The following is a 21,309-nucleotide window of genomic DNA, read 5'->3' as shown; positions in this document are numbered from 1 at the left end:
GACGGGAGCTGAGGCAGATGAGAAACTATGAAAAATCAAAATCCGCTTTTAAAGAAGCACAGAAACTGATGCCGGGCGGAGTGAACAGCCCGGTGCGCGCATTTAAATCAGTTGATATGGACCCGATTTTTATGCAGCGCGGCAAAGGATCGAAAATTTTTGATATTGACGGCAATGAATATATCGACTATGTGCTGAGCTGGGGTCCGCTCATTTTGGGCCACACCAACGACCGCGTCGTTGAAAGCCTGAAAAAGGTCGCGGAAAACGGAACAAGTTTCGGAGCTTCTACTGAAGTGGAAAACGAACTGGCCAAATTGGTCATTGACCGTGTGCCGTCTGTTGAAATCGTACGGATGGTCAGCTCCGGAACAGAGGCGACAATGAGCGCTCTTCGTCTGGCAAGAGGATATACCGGCCGCAATAAAATTTTGAAATTCGAAGGGTGTTATCACGGCCACGGTGATTCGCTGCTGATCAAAGCGGGATCCGGGGTGGCGACACTCGGCCTTCCTGACAGCCCGGGTGTGCCTGAAGGAATCGCGATGAATACGATTACCGTTCCGTATAACGACTTGGAAAGCGTTGCACTCGCATTCCGTGAGTACGGTGAAGATATCGCCGGGGTCATTGTTGAGCCGGTAGCCGGCAATATGGGCGTTGTTCCGCCGCAGGAAGGCTTTTTGCAAGGGCTTCGTGACATCACGGAACAAAATGGCGCGCTGTTAATTTTTGATGAAGTCATGACCGGTTTTCGCGTGGACTATAACTGTGCGCAAGGATATTTCGGCGTGACGCCTGACTTAACGTGTCTCGGCAAAGTCATCGGCGGCGGTCTTCCTGTCGGTGCGTATGGCGGCAAAGCCGAAATCATGGAACGAATCGCTCCGAGCGGTCCGATCTATCAGGCGGGAACATTGTCGGGAAATCCGCTTGCCATGACAGCGGGACTTGAGACGTTACAGCAGCTCACACCTGAATCTTACCAAGAATTTGTGAAAAAAGGCGATATGCTTGAAGAAGGCATTTCCAAAGCCGCTGAAGCACATGGCATTCCGCACACGTTTAACCGTGCGGGCTCAATGATCGGATTCTTTTTCACAAATGAGCCTGTCATTAACTATGAAACAGCTAAATCATCTGATTTAAAGCTGTTCGCCAAATATTATAAAGGGATGGCTGACGCAGGCGTATTTCTTCCGCCGTCTCAATTTGAAGGATTGTTTCTCTCCACTGCGCATACAATGGAGGATATTGAAAAAACCATTCAAGCCGCTGAGAAAGTGTTCCAGACTATCAGCCGCTGATACCGAAAAGCCGATGCAAGCAAGTCTTGTATCGGCTTTTTTCAATGCCTCCTTTATCATATTTATCCGGATTGCGGCATACACCTTTAGTGACATCTAATTGTATGGATTAGATGAAAGGAGGATATGAACTTGCCGCATAATCACCGGTTGCAATTTTCTGTTGAAGAATCAATCTGTTTCCAAAAAGGACAGGAAGTTTCTGAATTACTTTCGATTTCATTAGACCCTGATATCAGGGTGCAGGAAGTAAATGATTATGTCTCAATTAAAGGATCATTAGAACTTACTGGCGATTACAACATAGATCACAGCAGTCATTTCGAAGAGCTTGATAGAGAGCTGAGACATGTAGAGGAAGTGAGGGCAAGGGAGGATGGCACTGCAGAGCTCCTTCATTGTTTCCCGGTAGACATCACGATTCCGAAAAATAAAGTGAGCCACCTCAATGATGTTTTCGTTTTTATTGATGCCTTTGATTATCAGTTGACGGATTCAAGAATCTTAACCATTCAGGCTGATTTGGCAATTGAAGGACTGCTTGAGGAAACCGAGCCAAAAGAGCCGGAAATCCCTCTGTATGTGGCGCCTGAATTTTCCAGAGAAGAAATGATCAATCTTGCTGAACATCGTTCCGAGGAAGAAAATGAACCAGAATTAATGATACGTCAGATTCCTGAAGAGCCGCTGAGTGTATCGGAAGAAGAAGCAATACAAGAAACCGTGGAGAATGAGGAAGAGACTCCGCCTATACTCAGGCAGGAAGAGGAAGAAGAAAAAGAGGAGGATGAGGAAACCGCCCCTGTTCTGAGGCTGGAAGAGGTGCCGGAACCTGTTTCAATTACTGAGCCTCCTCCTCCCGCTGCCGTCCAAGACGAAGAAGAGCCGGAAGAAGCTGAGGAGCCTGCAATCATGTCGGCTGAAAGGAATGAGCCTGTATCTGAGGATGATGCAGCGGAAGTGCTGGAAGAGCCAAAGGATGATGTTGAACCGGTTTCCCCTGCTTTTACTCTGACCCCGCATGCAGAAAAAACAGAGGTTGAGGAACAGCCCGCCCTTGAAATAGAAGAGCAGCCAGAGGCCGAACCGCTTCTCCGTCAGAGTGATCAAGAGGAGACAGAAGACGAAGAGGAGCCTGCGGTTTTTGAAGAAGAACAGGAGCCCGCTTATCGCGAGTTCGTTCCGGAACCGCGGGAAGAGGAATTTTACAGCGCTCCTAAGTTTCTTGAGGAAGAAACCCAGGCTGATGAAGGGTTTGAAATTGAGGTAAGGAAGATGGCGCAGCCGGAGGAGGAAACCGGGGAACCTCTTGATTTGTCTTTTCAGTTTTCCAAACTGCCGCCTGAAGAACCGGCGGCATCTGAACGGCCTGAGCCGCTTAAGTCCGAAAGAGAGAATGAAGAACCGGCACCGAAAACGGATCAGAAGGAAAATGACAACTCTCATTATTTGACAAAATTATTTACAAGAGAAGAAGAAAAGTTTTCGAGAATGAAAATTTGCATTGTACAGCAGCAAGATACAATCGATCGGGTGTGCGAACGATATGACATCACATCCCAGCAGCTTATCAGAACGAATTCTTTATCGTTTGATGACGAGCTTGAAGAAGGTCAGCTTCTGTATATACCTGAATATAATAACAGCCATGCGTAAGCACAAAGAGGCCGTAAAAATGTGGTGAATGGAATGGAAGCAGTCCAATCAGTGCTTCAGGAATACGGGCTGGCGGCTGAGTATATTGAGCCTGTCAGCCCGCATGTATGGAAAGTCTACTCAAACCACGGCATTTTTGCTTTGAAACAGCTCAAGCCGGCCCGCAGCAATGATTTTACGGATCATATGATTGAGATTGAGGAGAAAGGCTACCGTTCATTTGTTCCGATCTACCGCACGCATGCAGGCGATTTTTTTGCCGGAAGCCAGACGGAGGATTCTTATTATTTAATGCCTTGGCTTCAGTACGATCAGGAAGAAGAACTGGATCAAAAGCATGTTTACCTTTTTAAAGAGGTTGCGAAGCTCCACTCCGCGACCGTGCGGGACATCCAAATCAGTACTGAAGATATCAGCGGCTTTTATGAAGTAACGAAAAGAGATTGGGAAAATGATAAGCTCGTCTATGAACAATTTGCCGACCGGGCGGAAAAAGAGTGGTACCTTTCTCCTTTTGAACTGCAGGCCGTTACGTATCTTACAGAAACGGTGTCCGCCGTCAATTTTGCTCTGGAGCGTCTGGAGGAGTGGTTCGAAGCGGCAAAGGATCTTGATAAGACGAGAGCGGTGATCAATCACGGCAGCTTATCGAGCCGCCATTTTCTATATAATGACGTGGGAGCGGGCTTTTTCACCAATTTCGAGAAAGCTGCGCTGGGCCCTCCGCAAAATGATCTGCTCGGCTTTTATTCCAGATTGTTCAGAAGCTATCCGAAAGCGTGTCCGGAGTGTCTTGACTGGTTTTATACGTATCATAAATCATTTCCGCTCCGTGAAGCGGAAATCAGCCTGTTTCTCAGCTATATGGCTTATCCGTCCGGCATGTACAAAGTGCTGAAACGGTATCAGACCGCTCAAAGGGGCTCTGAAAAAGAAGAGTGCTCGCAATTATTAAGGGCGTTTTGGCAGATGAAAAATGTTGAACCATTTCTCATGAAGGTGTATCAGATTGAGCAGGAGAAAAAAATAAAGGCGGAAAACGAGTCCTCTTCATAACGGGACTCGTTTTTTTATATCCATTCCAAATGCAGGGCGCACGCTAAAAACAGCAGGATGGCAAGCAGAAGGACATCAAAAGTCGTCGGAAAGAAAATCGTCCTGATTCCCTGAAAGATCGTAATCGGTATAATGACTTGCGCGGATACAAGGCGGACCTGTCTGGCCCACTGGGGGAGCGAATAAGAATTGAATCTTTTTTTCACGGCAATTCCTCCTCACATTCGCCTTTCTTTGTATCGTATGTGCGTAAAAGGGCGGGGTGCATGCCCATTTATGTATGACGGCAGCGGTTTTTGGAAAAGATGATTGACGAATCAAAAACACTTTTACTATAATAAAGAACATAATAAATAAGATCATGAGCTGATAGAATACACCTGCTTTGAACGGGAAGAGTACAAGAAAGACGCATGAAGAGAGAGAAGCTACTGTGCTGAAAGGCTTCTTATGCCGTCTCATTGGAAGGTCGCCCGGGAGCATAATTTCTTGAACATACAGTAGAGAAATTCGGGCCGCACCCGTTATCCGTTTAAGTGCATGAACAGATCTGTTCATGAAAAAAGGTGGTACCGCGAAAGAGCTTTTCGTCCTTTATCAGGATGAAGGCTCTTTTTTAGTTGCTCAGCCATTTCTAAACATGCTGGAGGGTTATTATGGATACAAACGAACAAACAATGCCGACAAAATATGATCCGTCTGCGATAGAAAAAGGCCGCTATGATTTTTGGCTGAAAGGAAAATATTTCGAAGCGGGCGGCGATCAAACGAAACAGCCGTATTCTGTCGTCATTCCGCCGCCGAACGTGACGGGCAGGCTTCACCTCGGTCATGCGTGGGATACGACGCTGCAAGATATCGTTACGCGTATGAAACGCATGCAGGGCTATGACGTGCTCTGGCTTCCGGGGATGGACCATGCCGGCATCGCCACTCAGGCAAAAGTCGAAGCGAAACTCCGCGAACAGGGCACGAGCCGCTATGACCTTGGACGCGAAAAATTTCTTGAAGAAACATGGAAGTGGAAGGAAGAGTATGCTGATTTCATTCGCAGCCAATGGGCCAAAATGGGACTTGGACTCGATTATTCGCGCGAACGTTTCACTCTTGATGAAGGGCTGAACAAAGCCGTGCGTGAAGTATTCGTCAAATTGTACGAAAAAGGCTTGATTTACAGAGGCGAATATATCATCAACTGGGACCCTGCCACAAAAACGGCTTTATCCGATATTGAAGTGATTTACAAAGACGTACAGGGCGCGTTTTATCATTTGCGCTATCCGTTAGCAGACGGTTCAGGCTCAATTGAAATCGCGACCACCCGTCCGGAAACGATGCTTGGCGACACGGCTGTCGCGGTTCATCCTGAAGATGAGCGCTACAAGCACTTGATCGGTAAAACGGTGATTCTGCCGATTACAAACCGCGAAATTCCGATCGTCGGCGATGATTATGTTGATATGGAATTCGGATCTGGAGCCGTTAAAATCACGCCAGCCCATGACCCGAATGATTTTGAACTCGGAAACCGACACAATTTAGAGCGGATTCTTGTCATGAATGAAGACGGAACAATGAATGAAAAAGCGCTCGAATATAACGGCATGGACCGGTTTGAATGCCGCAAAAAACTCGTCAAAGATCTCCAGGAGACAGGCGTTCTCTTTAAAATCGAAGACCATATGCATTCTGTCGGCCACAGTGAGAGAAGCGGCGCCGTTGTTGAGCCGTACCTGTCCACACAATGGTTTGTCAAAATGCAGCCGCTGGCAGATGCGGCGGTTGACCTTCAGTCAAAAGAAGAGAAAGTTCACTTTGTTCCTGACCGTTTCGAGAAAACGTATCTCCACTGGATGGAAAACATCCGTGATTGGTGTATTTCCCGTCAGCTGTGGTGGGGCCACCGCATCCCGGCTTGGTATCATAAAGAAACCAAAGAAGTGTATGTCGGCCTTGAGGCGCCTGAAGACAGCGAAAATTGGGAACAGGATTCAGACGTGCTTGATACATGGTTCAGCTCCGCGCTTTGGCCGTTTTCTACAATGGGCTGGCCTGATGAAAACGCTGAAGACTTTAAGCGGTATTACTCAACCGATGTTCTTGTGACAGGGTATGACATCATCTTCTTCTGGGTATCCCGGATGATTTTCCAAGGTCTTGAGTTTACCGGTGAGCGCCCGTTCAAAGACGTGCTGATTCACGGCTTAATCCGTGACGAGCAGGGCAGAAAAATGAGTAAATCCCTTGGGAACGGTGTTGATCCGATGGATGTCATCGACAAGTACGGAGCGGATTCCCTCCGCTATTTCCTGGCAACCGGAAGTTCACCGGGGCAGGATCTCCGTTTCAGCTATGAAAAAGTGGAATCTACATGGAATTTCGCAAATAAAATTTGGAACGCCTCCCGTTTTGCCTTAATGAACATGGACGGCATGACGTATGACGAGCTTGATCTGTCCGGTGAGAAATCAGTTGCTGATAAGTGGATTCTCACAAGACTGAATGAAACGATTGAAGATGTAACCCAGCTTGCGGACCGTTATGAATTCGGAGAAGTCGGACGCCACCTGTATAACTTTATCTGGGACGATGTGTGCGACTGGTATATTGAAATGGCGAAGCTTCCGCTGTACGGTGAAGATGAAGCGGCGAAGAAAACAACCCGCTCTGTCCTGGCGTACGTGCTTGACCAAACGATGCGCCTTCTTCACCCGTTTATGCCGTTCTTAACGGAGGAAATTTGGCAGCACCTTCCTCATGAAGGCGAGTCAATCACGATCAGCTCTTGGCCGGTTCCGGTGCCGGAACATACGGATCAAGAGGCGGCTGCTGATATGAAACTGCTTGTTGAATTAATCCGTTCTGTCCGCAATATCCGGAGCGAAGTCAACACCCCGATGAGCAAGCAGGTTGAGCTTTACATTAAAACATCTACGGAAGACATTGCCGGCCGCCTTGAGAAGAACCGTTCTTACGTTGAGCGTTTCACGAATCCGAGCACGCTGAAAATCGGGACGGATATCACTGCGGCAGACAAAGCGATGACAGCAGTCGTTACCGGAGCGGAAGTCATTCTGCCGCTTGAAGGGCTGATTAACATTGATGAGGAAATCGCCCGTCTGCAAAAAGAATTCGACAAGCTGACAAAAGAAGTCGAACGCGTTCAGAAAAAACTCGGCAACGAAGGATTCATTAAAAAAGCTCCTGAGCATGTCATTGAAGAAGAACGCGCAAAAGAGAAAGACTACACGGCGAAACGCGAAGCTGTCCGGCAGCGGATTGCAGAGCTGAAAGGCTGATAAACCAGCGGGGCGGTTTCCTAAGAAACCGCCTTGTCGTATAAAAGAGGGGATTTCATTGTTTAAGACGTACAAAGAAGCGATCAGCTGGATTCACGGCAGACTCAAGTTCGGCGTTAAGCCGGGCCTTCTCCGTATGGAAAGGCTGATGGAAAAATTGGAACACCCGGAAAAGAACATCCGCGCCATTCATGTGGCGGGCACAAACGGTAAAGGATCAACCGTCTCTTTTATCCGATCCGTGCTTCAGGAAGCCGGTTATACGGTCGGCACATTCACATCTCCTTACATCATTACGTTCAATGAGCGTATCAGCGTCAACGGCACGCCGATTTCTGATGAGGAATGGAGAGCGCTCGTTAATGAAATAAAACCGATAGTCGATGAGCTCGATAAGACCGATGCCGGAACGGTGACAGAATTTGAAATCATTACAGCGTGTGCATTTTTATATTTTGCGAAGCGGGATGATATCGATTTTGTCATTTTTGAAGCGGGGCTGGGCGGCACATTTGATTCAACCAATATAGTGAAACCGCTCTTGTCGGTCATTACAAGTATCGGGCATGATCATATGGCGATTTTAGGCAATACCATCGAGGAGATCGCCGGGCAGAAAGCCGGTATTATCAAAAAAGCCATTCCTGTCATAACGGGCGTCAATCAGCCGGAAGCACTCGGCGTTATTGAAGCGGAAGCCGAAAAGAAGCAGGCTCCGTGCCAGCCGCTATATAAAACGTGCAGACTTTTTAATGAAGCGGCGCTTCCGTACGGTGAAAGCTTTTCGCTGGAAACGGAAACGAACTGCTATGATAACATTCAAACGTCGCTGATCGGCATTCATCAGAGGCAGAATGCGGCATTGGCGATATTGGCCGCTGAATGGCTGAATCGCCTGACAGTCGCCGCCATTTCTGAAGAAGCATTGCGAAACGGTCTGAAAAAGGCTTCGTGGCCGGGCCGATTTGAACGGCTTCAAAGCCGCCCTTTAGTATTTGCAGACGGTGCGCATAACGAAGAGGGCGTTGAAACGCTGACAGAAACGATCAGGCAGCGCTTTGCTGATAAAAACATCCATGTCGTATTCAGCGCATTAAAAGACAAACCGTATCAGGAAATGATTAAAAAGCTTGAAACCGAAGCAGACTCCATTCATTTTGTATCATTTGATTTTCCGCGTGCTTCAAGCGCAAAAGACCTTTACAATGCAAGCAGTCTTGCGAACAAAAGCTTCGATGAAAACCCGGACAGTGTGACAGAATGGATTAAGCAAAAAGACGGAACGGATGATGTCATCATCATTACCGGATCCTTATATTTTATTTCAGAAATGAGAAAGCGGCTTATCTGACAGCTCTTCGGATACCCGGCAAACCATTTTACGGTTTTGCCGGGTGTTTTTATGAGGAAAATATAGTTTCAGCCATTTCAGGCATGATGTTTTTCTATGCTACAATCTGAGCCAGATTGATAGAAAAGGTGTGGTCTGAGTGCTTTTGATTCTGTTTTTGCTCGGTTTGATTTTCGGTTCTTTTTTTTATACAGCAGCGTGCCGTATCCCGCTTCGGATCTCGGTTATTTCGCCGCGCTCATCCTGTTCCTTTTGCGGCCTGCCGCTCTCCTGGGGTGAGCTGGTGCCCGTCGTTTCTTATGTCCTGCAAAAAGGGAGATGCAGAAACTGCCGTGGGAAGCTGTCGATTATGTATCCGGCGGCGGAATGCTGGACGGCATGTTTATTTACGGCTGCCGGTATTCATTTCGGTTTCTCAAGAGAACTGTTAGTCGCGCTGTTATTTCTGTCTCTATTAATGATTGTTACCGTGACAGATCTGCAATATATGCTGATTCCTGACAAGGTTCTGCTGTTTTTTCTGCCGCTTCTCATCGTCGGCCGTATTTTTTCTCCGCTGGATTCATGGTATGCGGGGTTTGCCGGAGCCGTTTGCGGATTTTTTCTGCTTATTTTTATTATGTTTGTCAGTAAAGGAGGCATCGGTGCAGGTGATGTGAAACTGTTTGGGGTCATCGGCCTTGCGCTCGGCGTGAAGCTCGTACTCATTGCATTCTTTCTTTCCGTTATAATCGGAGCCGTATACGGGATGTGCGCCGCAGCGGGCGGCAGGCTTGGTAAAAAGCAGCCTTTCCCGTTTGCGCCCGCCATCGCGGCCGGGAGCGCTGTGAGTTATTTATACGGTGAAGAACTGTTTTCGTTTTACATCAAACTCGCTTCCGGAGGAGCTTGAAAAATTTGGCGAACGTTTTTTGGACAAGACGACAAAAGTCTTGTTCTTTTTTTTTTCGCCTATGCTAAAGTGTGAACCATGATCAGTTCAAGGTACGGCCAAGACGAATGCAAGGGGGAAGAGACGTTGAAAAAAAGGAAGAGCAAAAAGAACAGCAAAGCCAAAAACAATGCCCTTAAAGTAACGATTAACGGAAAAGAAGAAACGATGTATGGACAAGAAGATGTGAATGAAGGCGGGGAGAAAACCGTCACATTTTCAAATTGGGAAGAAACAAAGAAGGCGGAGCAGGAGATCGCAGCTTCCCATGAAGATCCGAAGGAAGAAGATTTCAATTGGGATGATGAGAAGAATCAGGAGGTATTTGAAGATGACCCGAAAGTCGTCCCGCCATATCAAAAGAAAAACACAGGCCCTCATTTTCCGAAAAAGAAGCAGCCGTCTTCTCCCGTAAAAAAAGCGGTCACGACAATTGCCGTTGCGGCTGTTTTAGGCACCGGGCTCGGCCTCGTCGCCTTAAATATGTCGGGAAGTAAAGAAGCCGCTGCTCCAGCTTCCGCCGACAAAGGTTCACAAGGGCAGACGGTGAAAGCGGGAGATGTATCAAAAGACAAGCAAGAAACAAGCGCCACAGGAAATGCGGAAGAGTCAGAGGGAAACTATAAAACATATGCGGTGCAGGCCGGTAAATTTTCATCAGAAAAAGGAGCGCAAACGCTCGTTGACCAGCTGACTGAAAAAGGTTACTCGGCCGTCTCTCTGGCAAAAGAAGACGGATACACATACGTGATCGCCGGTCTTGCAGCGGAAAAAAGCTTATCACAGCAATTGGGTCAGGCGCTGATAGACCATGATTTTGAGGCATGGGGCGGAAAAGAGCTCAGCTTTGCGGTCGATTCAGGCTTGGAAGACTCTTTTAAACTAGCATCTGAGCTCTCGGCCAAAGCAATTACCGGCAAAGATATTTCAAAATCAGATGTGGCTGAAGCAGCCAAAGCGGCAGACGGCGCAGCCGCCGCTGACAAAAAGCAGAAAGAGGCCGTCCTTCAAGCGCTGAAAGAACTGGAAACGTCCGGTTCCGAATCCGGCTGGAAAGCCCAGAAAGAGCTTTTAAGCATTGTAAAATAATATTTCTTTCTCCCGTCATGCGGCGGGATTTTTTATTTTGTCATCAAAAAGTTATTTTTCTGAAATTGTGGTTGTCCACTTGATTTGGTAGGATAGACGAGTATCTTTTTTTCTTAAGCAAACCCTGAAAGGATGACAATCATGACAAAACGCTTAATACTCGCATCACAATCTCCGCGAAGAAAAGAACTCCTTAATCTTCTTCAGATTCCTTACAGCATTATTGCGAGCCGCACAGATGAAAAATTAAATCGAAACCTTTCGCCGGAAGAAAACGTCCAATGTTTGGCCGAGCAAAAAGCCGGTGCTGTATTGGCCGAAAATCCCGATGCAGTCGTTATCGGGGCTGACACGATGGTGTGCATAGACGGTGAATGCCTCGGCAAACCGCGTGACAGAGAAGAAGCGGCACACATGCTGCGGAGGCTTTCCGGCCGAAGCCATCAAGTCATTACGGCGGTCAGCATTCAGACGCATGACCGGAAAGAAACGTTCTGTGACAAGACGGAAGTGACATTTTGGCCGCTCAGTGAAGACGAAATACAGCTCTACATTGAAACAAAAGAACCGATGGATAAAGCAGGTGCATACGGCATCCAAGGAAAAGGCGCGCTTTTAGTGAAAAAAATAGACGGTGATTTCTATTCTGTCGTCGGGCTGCCTGTCGCTAAAACAATGAGAGCCCTGAAAGAATTTAATATAAAAGCTTGATGTTCAAACCGGGAAGGGGAACAAGGAGGGGTTGATCATCCGTGATCTGCCGTTAAAATTAAGAGATTTCCCCGAAAAAGAAAAACCGAGAGAGCGGCTTCTGCATTGCGGGGCCGAACATCTTTCTAACAATGAATTGCTCGCCATTCTGCTGAGGACGGGAACGAAACATGAGTCCGTCATGAATCTCTCTCACCGGCTGCTGCGGACGTTTGACGGGCTGCGCCTGTTAAAAGGCGCTTCTGCCCAGGAGCTTTCCAGCATCCCCGGAATCGGCACGGTGAAAGCCGTTCAGATCCTTGCTGCAATTGAGCTGGGGAGCCGTATTCATAAGACATCCGCCGGAGAGCATTGCGTCATCCGTTCTCCCGAAGACGGGGCGAAGTATGTGATGGAGGATATGCGCTTTTTATCCCAAGAGCATTTTGTCTGTTTATATTTAAATACCAAAAATCAAGTCATTCATAAACGCACCATTTTTATCGGAAGTCTGAATTCATCTATTGTCCACCCGCGGGAGGTGTTTAAAGAAGCTTTCAAACGATCCGCCGCGTCCTTCATTTGCGTTCACAATCATCCTTCAGGAGATCCCACACCGAGCAGGGAAGATATAGAAGTAACTAGACGGCTTTTTGAGTGCGGAAATTTAATCGGCATCGAGTTGCTGGATCATTTGGTCATTGGTGACAAAAAATTTGTGAGTTTAAAGGAAAAAGGATATTTGTAACACTTTTTTTTTCGTTGATTTAAGATATAATAGATTTTATGAGTTTTTCCCTTTAGGGTATTTTTGCTTTAAGAAAGGAAGATACATACATATGTTCGGAATTGGTACAAGAGACCTTGGTATAGATTTGGGAACTGCGAATACGCTTGTGTTTGTTAAAGGTAAAGGAATCGTAGTGAGAGAGCCGTCAGTGGTTGCTCTGCAAACGGATACGAAATCAATCGTTGCGGTCGGTAACGATGCTAAAAACATGATCGGAAGAACTCCGGGCAACGTGGTTGCGCTCCGTCCGATGAAAGACGGCGTTATCGCTGATTATGAAACAACTGCGACAATGATGAAATACTACATTAATCAGGCTGTGAAAAATAAAGGATTGTTTGCGAGAAAGCCGTACGTTATGGTGTGTGTGCCGTCAGGTATTACTGCCGTTGAAGAACGGGCGGTTATCGACGCGACAAGACAAGCTGGCGCACGTGACGCTTATCCGATTGAAGAACCGTTTGCGGCAGCAATCGGCGCGAATCTTCCGGTATGGGAGCCGACGGGCAGCATGGTCGTTGATATCGGCGGCGGAACAACTGAAGTGGCGATCATTTCTTTAGGAGGCATTGTCACGTCTCAGTCAATCCGCGTAGCCGGTGACGAAATGGACGACTCAATCATCAGCTATATCAGAAAAACATATAATCTGATGATCGGTGACCGTACTGCGGAAGCCATTAAAATGGAAATCGGCTCAGCGGAAACCGGTGAAGAAAATACGTCAATGGAAATCCGCGGCCGCGATCTCCTGACAGGTCTGCCGAAAACGATCGAAATTACGGCAACTGAAATTGCAAATGCGCTACGTGATACAGTTCTCTCAATTGTTGACGCGGTGAAGAGCACGCTTGAAAAAACACCGCCTGAGCTGGCCGCTGACATTATGGACAGAGGTATTGTGTTAACAGGGGGAGGCGCCCTGCTCCGCAATCTCGACAAGGTCATCAGCGACGAAACGAAAATGCCTGTTCTTATCGCTGAAGATCCGCTGGATTGTGTTGCGATCGGCACGGGAAAAGCACTGGAGCACATCCATCTTTTCAAAGGAAAAACAAGATAATCAGGAGTTAAATAGAAGAGGTGTATCACGATGCCGAATAAACGGTTAATGCTATTACTTCTGTGTATTATCATATTGGTGGCTATGATTGGATTCTCGCTGAAGAACGGCCGTAATACCACCTGGCCTGAAAAGCTGATCGGTGATACGACGGGAGTATTTCAAAATATTTTTCACACGCCTGCCGAATATTTTGCAGGGTTCTTCGGGGACATAAAAGACCTGAAAAACACGTACAAAGAAAACGAACGCTTAAGACAAAAGCTGGACGGACAGACGCAATATGAAGCGAAGCTCCAAGAACTCAAAGATGAAAACAAGAAGCTGCGTGATGAACTCGGGCATGTCAAGTCGATTTCCGACTATGAACCGATTTTAGCGACCGTTATCGCCAGAAATCCTGATCAATGGTACAAGCAGATCATGATCAATAAGGGAACGAAGCAGAAAGTGGCCAAGGACATGGCTGTCACAAACGAAAAGGGTGCGCTTGTCGGGAAGATCAAAAGCAGCGGACTCAACAGTTTCACATCCGCCGTTCAGCTGCTGAGCGATGTTGACCGCAATAACAGAGTGGCCACCAAAATCTCCGGCAAAAAGGGAAGCAAAGGCTACGGTTTAATTGAGGGGTATGACAAAAAGAAGCAGACTCTCAAAATGACCATCCTTGAACCGGATGACAAACGTGAAGTGAAAAAAGGCGACCTTGTGGAAACCTCCGGAACGGGCGGCGTATTTCCTCAAGGGCTGACGGTCGGTGAAGTAACAGATGTAGAATCGGATGCGTACGGCCTGACGAAAATCGCTTACGTTAAACCGGCTGCGGATCTGTATGATCTCGACCATGTCATCGTCGTGAACCGAAGCGTAGCAACAGGGGAGGAAGGATCGTGAAACGTTTCCTTCTCCCTTTGATTATGATTGTGGTCTTTTGTGCGGAAAGCATCTATACAGATCTGGTGCATTTTCCGTTCGTTTCCGACGAGCAGCAGGTCGTTCCGCACTTTCTTTTGCTCGCGCTGATTTTTATGTCCGCTTATATCAACCAAAAGCATGCGGTGATCTACGGTTTCATTTTCGGACTCCTTTATGACATCAATTATACGGGTGTTTTAGGCGTTTATATGTTTGGTTTTGCCGGTTTATGCTACCTGGCGGCCAAAGCGTTTAAGGTGTTGCAGACAAACGCCCTGATGGTCATTCTGGTCGCTGTGCTGAGCGTATGTGTGCTTGAATTTTACGTCTACGGCATTCAGACGTTAATCCGCAGCGGTACAATGACGTTTAACGATTTTGTCATTCAGCGGTTTTTGCCGACTGCTGTGCTGAATATTGCGGGAGCCATTATATTAGTCCTGCCCTTTAGGCTGTTTTATATAAGTCTGAAGAAAGAATTAAGAGATGAGTAAAAAGGATTTTATCTTTTTTTGACGAAAAGAGTATGTTGTTGAGGTGAACATTGATGAAGACCAAAAAGCAGCAATATGTAACAATAAAAGGAACAAAAAACGGCTTAACATTACATCTTGATGATGCGTGTTCTTTTGATGAGCTACTTGATGGTCTTCAAAATATGCTGTCAATTGAACAATATACTGATGGCAAAGGCCAAAAAATCAGTGTTCATATTAAACTCGGGCATCGGTATCTGTATCAGGAACAGGCAGAGCAGCTTACTGAACTGATCGCGTCAAAGAAAGATTTAGTCGTGCATTCAATTGACAGTGAAGTCATCGCCAAAGAAGAAGCGAAGCGGATGAAAGAGGAGCAGGAAATTGTTTCTGTTTCTAAAATTGTCCGTTCAGGTCAGGTGCTTCATGTCACGGGAGATTTGCTTTTAATCGGAGATGTGAATCCCGGCGGTACGATCAGAGCCGGAGGAAATATATTTGTTCTCGGTTCATTAAAAGGGATTGCCCATGCGGGTTATAACGGAAATAACCGGGCTGTGATCGCCGCATCCGAAATGATGCCGACACAATTGAGGATCAATCACGTGTTAAATCGCTCCCCAGACCACATTCAAAAAGGGAACGACATGGAATGTGCTTATTTAGATACTGACGGAAATATGGTCATTGAACGCCTTCAGCAATTGGCTCATTTAAGACCTGATCTAACAAGGCTTGAGGGAGGAATGTGAAATTGGGTGAGGCTATCGTAATAACTTCGGGAAAAGGCGGAGTAGGTAAAACAACAACATCTGCAAACCTCGGTACCGCCTTAGCCATTTTAGGGAAGCGCGTCTGTTTGGTAGACACAGATATCGGACTGCGCAACCTTGATGTCGTAATGGGTCTTGAAAACAGAATTATTTACGACTTAGTAGATGTAATTGAAGGCAGATGCAAGACGCATCAGGCGCTTGTCAAAGACAAACGTTTTGATGATCTGCTTCATTTAATGCCGGCTGCCCAGACAAGCGACAAAACGGCTGTTGTCCCTGAGCAGATCAAATCGCTTGTGCAGGAGCTTAAGCAGGAATTTGATTACGTCATTATTGATTGTCCGGCCGGAATTGAACAAGGCTATAAAAATGCCGTTTCCGGAGCTGATAAGGCGATTGTGGTGACGACGCCGGAAATATCAGCAGTGCGGGACGCTGACCGCATTATCGGACTTTTGGAGCAGGAAGATATCGAACCGCCGCGCCTCATCGTCAACCGCATCAGAAATCACCTGGTGAAAAACGGTGATACGATGGATGTGGATGAGGTTGTTCATCATCTGTCTATTGATCTCCTCGGGATCGTTGCTGACGATGATGAAGTGATCAGAGCTTCAAATATCGGCGAACCGATTGCCATGAATTCCAAAAACCGCGCCAGCATTGCTTACCGCAATATCGCCCGGCGCATTTTAGGAGAATCCGTTCCTTTGCAGGTGCTTGAAGAGCAGCAAAAAGGGATGATGGCGAAAATTAAGTCATTTTTCGGCGTGCGATCATAAATATACTAGAATACAAAGATCTGATGAAGCCCAGCTTATCAGGTCTTTTTTGTTTTTCAACAGGGCGCATATTTGCAATGGACAAGGCATAGGATGTACAAACCCAACGATTGCAAAGGATGATAGCGATGAGTCACAGAGCTGATGAAATTAGAAAAAGACTGGCCAAAAGGAGAAAACCGCGCCCAGAATCAAAACGGACTTTCGTGCATAACGCCCAGACGCAGAAGCCTCCCGCATGGCAGACGTCCAAGGAGCAGGAAAAGCACGGGCTTCTTCCGAACTATGAATATCAAACGGAACATCCGCCCGAATTCAACGGACGGCATCCATTGATCAGCGCTAATTCTATTATTTTAAAATGCCTGCTGGCCGCCTGTCTCGTGCTGGTTTCCGCTATCGCCTATAAAACTGACAAACAGCCGCTGAGTCAGATCAAACCGGCGATCGCACAGACTTTTCAAAAAGAATTTCAGTTTGCTGCCGTAAACAATTGGTTTGTATCCTCCTTCGGAAACCCGCTCGCATTTCTCACTCCGGGAACAAAAAAGAAAGACGGTCAGGTGGCGGTCAGCCAGGAGATGGCCGTTCCTGCCGCGGGGAAAATCCAGCAGAACTTTCAAAATAACGGAGAAGGCGTCGTTGTCGAAACGGCCAGTGAAGCCATTGACAGCGTAAAAGAAGGGTACATTATGGAAGTGAGCAAAGATAAAAAAACAGGGCTGACGGTTAAGGTGCAGCATGCCGACAATACCAGCAGCATTTACGGCCGGCTCAAAGATGTTAACGTATCATTGTATGACTTTATCGATAAAGGGAAAAAGATCGGTTCGATCAAGCTCAGCGATAAAGGTAAAGGCCAGTACTATTTCGCGATTCAGGATGGCGATAAATTCATAGATCCGATCCAGGTGATCACATTTGATGAATAAATGGCTCAGCCTTCTTTTCAAAATTCATGTCCATCCTTTTCTTTGGATTATCATGGGGCTTGGTTTTCTGACGGGGCACATCAAAGCGCTCTTGTGTCTTTTGCTGGTCGTATCCGTTCATGAGCTGGGGCATGCTGCTCTGGCTGTGTTTTTTTCGTGGCGCATTAAACGCGTCTTTTTGCTCCCTTTCGGCGGGACGGTTGAGGTGGAAGAGCACGGAAACCGGCCGCTGAAAGAAGAATTTGCTGTCATTCTGGCGGGCCCGCTTCAGCACGTGTGGCTTCAGGCGGCAGCCTGGCTCCTTTTCATCTCCGGCTTTGCAAGTCAGCAGACATTTGAGATGTTTACCTTTTATAATCTCTCCATTCTTTTGATCAATCTGTTGCCGATCTGGCCGCTTGACGGCGGAAAGTTCGTGTTCTTATACTTTTCTAAACAAATGGCTTTTCAAAAAGCGCATCTCCTCAGCCTGCAGACTTCGGCCGTTTCCGCGCTTTTGCTCTGCGGCTGGATTGTACTGGCCGTCCCCCTGCAGGTCAGTGCATGGGTGCTGTTCGTCTTTCTCGCGGCTTCCTTATGGGATGAATACCGAAAGCGGCATTATATTCAGCTGAGGTTTCTTTTAGAGAGATATTACGGCAAAAACCGCGATGTCGCCATGCTGCATCCTTTGACGGTCGCGGCCGATGCCAAAGTAAAGCATGTCATGGCTGAATTCAAACGGGGCTGCAAACATCCCATTATCATTGAAAAAGCCGGCGAGAAGCTCAGCCAGCTTGATGAAAATGAAGTGCTTCATGCATATTTTGCCGATAAACGGACAGATTCCTCCATGGAAGACCTGCTGCTGCCTTACTAGAAATAGATTGACATATCCTTTTGGTTCTGATATATTTTTTAATGTTATGGATGTAGCACCAATGCTACAACCGCTCGGGACAGGTGATAAGAGCTTTAAAGCCCCCTGTTGCTGGCGAGTCTTAGTCTAATAGGAGGTGCAGAGAATGTACGCAATCATTAAAACAGGCGGAAAACAAATCAAAGTTGAAGAAGGTCAAACTGTTTACATCGAAAAACTTGCTGCTGAAGCAGGTGAAACAGTGACGTTTGAAGACGTATTGTTTGTTGGCGGAGACAGCGTGAAAGTCGGCAACCCAACAGTTGCAGGCGCGACAGTTACAGCTAAAGTTGAAAAACAAGGCCGTGCGAAAAAAATCACCGTTTTCCGTTACAAGCCAAAGAAAAATGTTCATAAAAAACAAGGTCATCGTCAGCCTTATACTAAATTGACAATCGAAAAAATCAACGCGTAAGCATGATTGAGGCAACAATTCGAAGATCCCGGAATGACGGGGGCATTTTGTCCTTTGAAATGACGGGACATGCCGATTTTGCTGAACATGGACGAGATCTCGTATGCGCCGGGGTCACGGCTGTCGTTTTCGGAGCGGTCAATGCGGTTATCGCGCTGGCTCCTCTCGAACCGATTCTTGATATAGGCGAGGACGGGGGTTATTTCTACTTTGAATTCCCTGAATCCGCTGATCAGGAAGCTTTGCAAAAAGCGCAGCTGCTGATTGAAGGCATGATTGTTTCTCTTGAAACGATCGAACGGGATTACAGTGAACACTTACGGTTGACTGCAAACCAAATATAGGAGGTGAGTTACATGCTTAGATTAGATCTTCAGTTTTTCGCTTCTAAAAAAGGTGTAGGTTCTACAAAGAACGGACGTGACTCTGAATCTAAACGTTTAGGCGCTAAACGTGCAGACGGTCAATTCGTAACAGGCGGATCTATCCTTTACCGTCAACGCGGAACGAAAATCTACCCAGGTGAAAACGTGGGCCGCGGAGGAGATGACACTCTTTTTGCTAAAATCGACGGAACTGTTAAATTCGAACGTTTCGGACGTGACCGCAAAAAAGTGAGCGTATATCCTGTAGCTCAATAATGACACAAAAAACTCCGGTCGTTGACTGGAGTTTTTTTTGCAGTAAGCGGAGTAACATCAAGAATGAAAAGCAGAGGACGCGTGAGTGAACCCCGCCTTGAATGAGGACATCAGCTTCTCATACCCACTGGATATGTTCCCCAAGCAGTGATACCAAAAATGTTTCTGCCTGGCATCCGCATGCATGCGATCCGAAAAAGGAACATGATGAACCAGGAAAAACAAGTGTTTTTCTAACAAAGCCTTCTCTGTTATAATTCATAGTACACACTTATCAAGACTCCTAAAAAGAAATTAAACGATTGGGAGTGCGAAAATGAAGGATGTATCGAAGAAACAAGAAGAACCTGTAAGCGAGGCGGCTCTGATCAATGAGCTGATCCAATTAATGGGTCATTTCCGTCATGATTGGATGAATAAGCTGCAGCTGATAAAAGGAAACTTAAGTTTGCAGAAGTATGACAGGGTCGTTGAAATAATTGACGAAATGGTCATAGATGCAAAACACGAATCAAAGCTCTCAAACCTGAAAACCCCGCACTTGGCGTTTGACTTTTTGACATTTAATTGGAAGTCCCGTTATATGAGGCTCGAATACGAAGTGCTCGGAGAAATAAAAGATTTATCGGCATATGATCAAAAGCTGTCGAACCTGATGAGAAAACTGTTTCATCTGTTCGGGCTGGCGGTAAGCAATGAAAGTGAAAATCATCTGACCGTATCGCTGCAGACGGATCACCCTGACAGACAGCTTATTGTATATCTCGATTTTCATGGAACGATTGCTAATGCAGATGTGTTTGATGAATTTCGCAAATCGCGGTATGAGGACTTTGATGTCATGCAATTTGAGCTGACCGGCCATGAATGTGTGGCCGAAATTGGAATGAACTAGCGGTTTTTTACGGTTTAGAACGGAGGATATTATGTTTGTAGATCAGGTGAAAGTATATGTAAAAGGCGGCGACGGCGGTAACGGAATGGTTGCGTTCCGCCGTGAAAAATACGTGCCGAAAGGCGGTCCTGCCGGCGGTGACGGAGGCAATGGAGGCGACGTCATTTTTGAGGTGGACGAAGGACTGCGCACGCTTATGGACTTCCGGTATCAGCGGCATTTCAAAGCGATACGCGGCGAGCACGGCATGTCTAAAAATCAGCACGGCAGAAACGCGGAAGATATGGTTGTTAAAGTTCCGCCCGGTACAGTCGTGACAGATGACGACACAAAACAGGTCATTGCCGATCTGACTGAACACGGACAGCGCGCCGTCATCGCAAAAGGCGGACGCGGCGGACGCGGGAATACCCGCTTTGCGACACCGGCCAACCCGGCACCGCAGCTGTCAGAGCACGGAGAGCCCGGAAAAGAGCGCTATATCGTGCTTGAACTGAAGGTGCTTGCAGACGTAGGTCTCGTCGGCTTCCCGAGCGTCGGAAAATCTACGCTTCTGTCTGTCGTTTCATCAGCAAAGCCGAAAATCGCCGATTATCATTTTACAACGCTTGTTCCGAATCTGGGCATGGTGGAAACAGATGACGGAAGAAGCTTCGTCATGGCGGATCTGCCCGGCCTGATTGAAGGGGCGCACGAAGGGGTCGGCTTAGGCCACCAATTTCTCCGTCATATCGAACGGACGCGTGTCATCGTTCACGTCATTGACATGTCAGCGATGGAAGGCCGTGATCCGTATGAGGATTATGTGACCATTAATCAGGAGCTCAGTGAATATAACCTGCGGCTGACGGAGCGTCCGCAAATTATCGTTGCGAATAAAATGGACATGCCTGAGGCGACTGAAAATCTTAAAGCGTTTAAAGAAAAGCTTCAGGATGACCACCCAGTCTTCCCGATCAGCGCGGTGACAAGAGAAGGGCTTCGCGATCTTCTGTTTGAAGTCGCCAACCAGCTGGAAACAACGCCTGAATTCCCGCTCTATGATGAAGAAGAGCTGGCGGAAAACCGCGTGATGTACACGATGGAAGACGAAGAAATTCCATTTAACATTACCCGTGATCCGGACGGTGCATTTGTGCTTTCAGGTGACAGCCTGGAACGCCTCTTTAAAATGACTGACTTCTCCCGTGACGAATCCGTCAAGCGTTTTGCAAGACAGATGCGCGGAATGGGCGTTGATGAAGCGCTCAGAGAACGCGGTGCTAAAGATGGCGATATCATCCGGCTTCTTGAATTTGAATTTGAATTTATTGATTAAAAAGACGGAGAGCTTGCGATGCAGGCTCT

Annotated in this window: 22 protein-coding genes and 2 other annotated features; of the genes, 21 read left to right on the top strand and 1 reads right to left on the bottom strand. The window is 47.0% G+C overall.

The features are described from left to right. The first annotated feature begins 17 nt into the window (after window positions 1-17). The 3 genes from hemL to ysxE all read left to right on the top strand — a co-directional run bounded on the left by hemL (window position 18) and on the right by ysxE (window position 4,019). Window positions 18-1,307, top strand: a complete 1,290-nt coding sequence (hemL, locus tag MHH91_RS14055) for a glutamate-1-semialdehyde 2,1-aminomutase (protein WP_013353072.1) — start codon at window positions 18-20, stop codon at window positions 1,305-1,307. A 132-nt stretch (window positions 1,308-1,439) separates the two neighbouring features. After that, window positions 1,440-2,963, top strand: coding sequence for a LysM peptidoglycan-binding domain-containing protein (locus MHH91_RS14050; RefSeq protein WP_340978123.1), 1,524 nt, complete (start codon window positions 1,440-1,442; stop codon window positions 2,961-2,963). Between the two features lie 33 nt (window positions 2,964-2,996). Next, window positions 2,997-4,019 carry a spore coat protein YsxE gene (gene ysxE, locus MHH91_RS14045; RefSeq protein ID WP_013353070.1) on the top strand — a complete coding sequence of 341 codons (1,023 nt, stop codon included), beginning with the start codon at window positions 2,997-2,999 and terminating at the stop codon, window positions 4,017-4,019. A gap of 14 nt (window positions 4,020-4,033) precedes the next feature. On the opposite strand, the gene MHH91_RS14040 is transcribed toward ysxE, so the two are convergent. After that, window positions 4,034-4,225, bottom strand: a complete 192-nt coding sequence (locus MHH91_RS14040) for a hypothetical protein (RefSeq protein ID WP_013353069.1) — start codon at window positions 4,223-4,225, stop codon at window positions 4,034-4,036. 170 nt (window positions 4,226-4,395) lie between these two features. Then, window positions 4,396-4,617 (top strand) — a binding site (T-box leader). Window positions 4,618-4,675: 58 nt separating this feature from the next. On the opposite strand from MHH91_RS14040, the gene MHH91_RS14035 reads away from it, so the two are divergent. The 18 genes from MHH91_RS14035 (at window position 4,676) to obgE (ending at window position 21,280) form a co-directional block, all read left to right on the top strand. Then, entirely contained in the window at window positions 4,676-7,318 is a 2,643-nt protein-coding gene (locus MHH91_RS14035) for a valine--tRNA ligase (protein WP_013353068.1), read from the top strand. A 58-nt stretch (window positions 7,319-7,376) separates the two neighbouring features. Next, complete coding sequence (locus MHH91_RS14030) at window positions 7,377-8,669, top strand: bifunctional folylpolyglutamate synthase/dihydrofolate synthase (RefSeq protein ID WP_013353067.1); 1,293 nt, start codon at window positions 7,377-7,379, stop codon at window positions 8,667-8,669. 139 nt (window positions 8,670-8,808) lie between these two features. Further along, complete coding sequence (locus MHH91_RS14025; protein WP_013353066.1) at window positions 8,809-9,561, top strand: prepilin peptidase; 753 nt, start codon at window positions 8,809-8,811, stop codon at window positions 9,559-9,561. Window positions 9,562-9,687: 126 nt separating this feature from the next. Then, window positions 9,688-10,689 (top strand): SPOR domain-containing protein, encoded by a 1,002-nt coding sequence (locus tag MHH91_RS14020; protein WP_013353065.1) that lies wholly within the window; start codon window positions 9,688-9,690, stop codon window positions 10,687-10,689. A gap of 141 nt (window positions 10,690-10,830) precedes the next feature. Next, entirely contained in the window at window positions 10,831-11,400 is a 570-nt protein-coding gene (locus tag MHH91_RS14015; protein ID WP_013353064.1) for a Maf family protein, read from the top strand. Window positions 11,401-11,431: 31 nt separating this feature from the next. Continuing rightward, window positions 11,432-12,127 carry a RadC family protein gene (gene radC, locus MHH91_RS14010; RefSeq protein ID WP_013353063.1) on the top strand — a complete coding sequence of 232 codons (696 nt, stop codon included), beginning with the start codon at window positions 11,432-11,434 and terminating at the stop codon, window positions 12,125-12,127. A gap of 91 nt (window positions 12,128-12,218) precedes the next feature. Further along, window positions 12,219-13,232: a cell shape-determining protein MreB gene (mreB, locus tag MHH91_RS14005; protein WP_013353062.1), complete on the top strand. Its 1,014-nt coding sequence runs from the start codon at window positions 12,219-12,221 to the stop codon at window positions 13,230-13,232. Window positions 13,233-13,262: 30 nt separating this feature from the next. Beyond that, window positions 13,263-14,126 (top strand): rod shape-determining protein MreC, encoded by an 864-nt coding sequence (gene mreC / locus MHH91_RS14000; RefSeq protein ID WP_013353061.1) that lies wholly within the window; start codon window positions 13,263-13,265, stop codon window positions 14,124-14,126. Then, on the top strand, window positions 14,123-14,641 hold the full coding sequence (mreD, locus tag MHH91_RS13995) for a rod shape-determining protein MreD (RefSeq protein ID WP_014470782.1): 519 nt from the start codon (window positions 14,123-14,125) through the stop codon (window positions 14,639-14,641). Before mreC ends, mreD begins: the two co-directional genes overlap by 4 nt. A 53-nt stretch (window positions 14,642-14,694) precedes the next feature. Beyond that, a complete protein-coding gene (gene minC, locus MHH91_RS13990) occupies window positions 14,695-15,375 on the top strand; it encodes a septum site-determining protein MinC (RefSeq protein WP_013353059.1) in 681 nt (226 codons plus the stop codon). Between the two features lie 2 nt (window positions 15,376-15,377). Continuing rightward, a complete protein-coding gene (minD, locus tag MHH91_RS13985) occupies window positions 15,378-16,181 on the top strand; it encodes a septum site-determining protein MinD (protein WP_003152655.1) in 804 nt (267 codons plus the stop codon). A gap of 128 nt (window positions 16,182-16,309) precedes the next feature. Further along, complete coding sequence (locus tag MHH91_RS13980; protein ID WP_013353058.1) at window positions 16,310-17,113, top strand: M23 family metallopeptidase; 804 nt, start codon at window positions 16,310-16,312, stop codon at window positions 17,111-17,113. Beyond that, window positions 17,106-17,972 carry a site-2 protease family protein gene (locus MHH91_RS13975; RefSeq protein ID WP_013353057.1) on the top strand — a complete coding sequence of 289 codons (867 nt, stop codon included), beginning with the start codon at window positions 17,106-17,108 and terminating at the stop codon, window positions 17,970-17,972. The genes MHH91_RS13980 and MHH91_RS13975 overlap by 8 nt, the downstream gene beginning before the upstream one ends. A gap of 58 nt (window positions 17,973-18,030) precedes the next feature. Continuing rightward, window positions 18,031-18,104 (top strand) — a sequence feature (ribosomal protein L21 leader region). 13 nt (window positions 18,105-18,117) lie between these two features. Next, on the top strand, window positions 18,118-18,426 hold the full coding sequence (gene rplU, locus MHH91_RS13970; protein WP_003152660.1) for a 50S ribosomal protein L21: 309 nt from the start codon (window positions 18,118-18,120) through the stop codon (window positions 18,424-18,426). Window positions 18,427-18,428: 2 nt separating this feature from the next. Then, complete coding sequence (locus tag MHH91_RS13965) at window positions 18,429-18,770, top strand: ribosomal-processing cysteine protease Prp (protein ID WP_038462961.1); 342 nt, start codon at window positions 18,429-18,431, stop codon at window positions 18,768-18,770. 12 nt (window positions 18,771-18,782) lie between these two features. Then, entirely contained in the window at window positions 18,783-19,067 is a 285-nt protein-coding gene (rpmA, locus tag MHH91_RS13960) for a 50S ribosomal protein L27 (RefSeq protein ID WP_003152662.1), read from the top strand. Window positions 19,068-19,383: 316 nt separating this feature from the next. After that, a complete protein-coding gene (locus MHH91_RS13955) occupies window positions 19,384-19,962 on the top strand; it encodes a sporulation initiation phosphotransferase B (RefSeq protein WP_013353055.1) in 579 nt (192 codons plus the stop codon). Between the two features lie 31 nt (window positions 19,963-19,993). Next, a complete protein-coding gene (gene obgE, locus MHH91_RS13950) occupies window positions 19,994-21,280 on the top strand; it encodes a GTPase ObgE (protein WP_013353054.1) in 1,287 nt (428 codons plus the stop codon). Window positions 21,281-21,309 lie beyond the last annotated feature (29 nt).

This window comes from Bacillus sp. FSL K6-2819 (assembly GCF_038008305.1).
Lineage (GTDB): Bacteria > Bacillota > Bacilli > Bacillales > Bacillaceae > Bacillus > Bacillus amyloliquefaciens.
This window is presented reverse-complemented; position numbering and strand designations above follow the sequence as displayed.